Consider the following 1,204-nt stretch of genomic DNA (forward strand, 5'->3'; position numbering starts at 1 on the left):
GAACGTTTAACTATACTGTAACTACAACAGGAGGATGTCCACCAGCAACAGCTACCGGAACTATAACTGTTAATCCAACAGCTACGCCAGTTACCGGATTTAGTTATTCAACACCAGTTTGTATAAACAGTACAAATCCAACTCCAACTCCAGTAGCAGGATTTACTACAGGAGGTGTTTATAGTTCAACTTTAGGATTAACTATTAATAGTTCAACCGGAGAAATTGATTTAGCATCAAGTACTGCAGGAACATATACAGTTACTTATTTTTATGGAGCAACGGCTTGTGGTGCAGCAGGCAGTAGTACTTTTAATATTACTATACTTCCACAAAATGTCATTGCCTCAGGAACAAACCAAACGGTTTGTATCAATAGTGCTATTACGAATATCGCTTTAGCAACAACAGGAGCTACAGGTGCAACATTTGCTGGATTGCCAGCAGGTGTTACAGGTTCATGGTCAGGAAACGTTGCAACCATTAGTGGTACACCAACTGTTTCAGGAACTTTTAACTATACTGTAACTACAACAGGAGGATGTCCACCAGCAACAGCTACCGGAGCCATTACTGTTACGCCATTAAACACGATTGCTGCAGGTACGAATCAAACGGTTTGTATCAATAGTGCAATAACAAATATTACTTTAGCCACTACAGGTGCAACTGGAGTAACATTTGCTGGATTACCAGCAGGCGTTACCGGTTCATGGGCAGGTAATGTGGCTACTATTAGTGGTACACCAACTGTTTCAGGAACGTTTAACTATACTGTAACTACAACAGGAGGATGTCCACCAGCAACAGCTACCGGAACAATCACTGTTACGCCATTAAACACGATTGCCTCAGGAACAAATCAAACGGTTTGTATCAATAGTGCTATTACGAATATCGCCTTAGCAACAACAGGAGCTACAGGCGCAACATTTGCTGGATTGCCAGCAGGCGTTACAGGTTCATGGTCAGGTAATGTGGCTACCATTAGTGGTACACCAACTGTTTCAGGAACGTTCAACTATACTGTAACTACTACAGGTGGTTGTCCACCAGCGACAACAACCGGAACAATTACAGTTACACCATTAAATACAATTGCTGCAGGTACGAATCAAACGGTTTGTATCAATAGTGCTATTACGAATATTGCCTTAGCAACAACAGGAGCTACAGGCGCAACATTTGCTGGATTGCCAGCAGG

Annotated in this window: 1 pseudogene; it reads left to right on the forward strand. The window is 42.1% G+C overall.

Annotation, left to right across the window (positions count from 1 at the left end):
• Positions 1-1,204, forward strand: a pseudogene (locus GFJ99_RS13930) (hypothetical protein); the annotation flags it as partial.

Source organism: Flavobacterium sp. LMO6, assembly GCF_009495795.1.
Taxonomy (GTDB): Bacteria; Bacteroidota; Bacteroidia; order Flavobacteriales; family Flavobacteriaceae; genus Flavobacterium.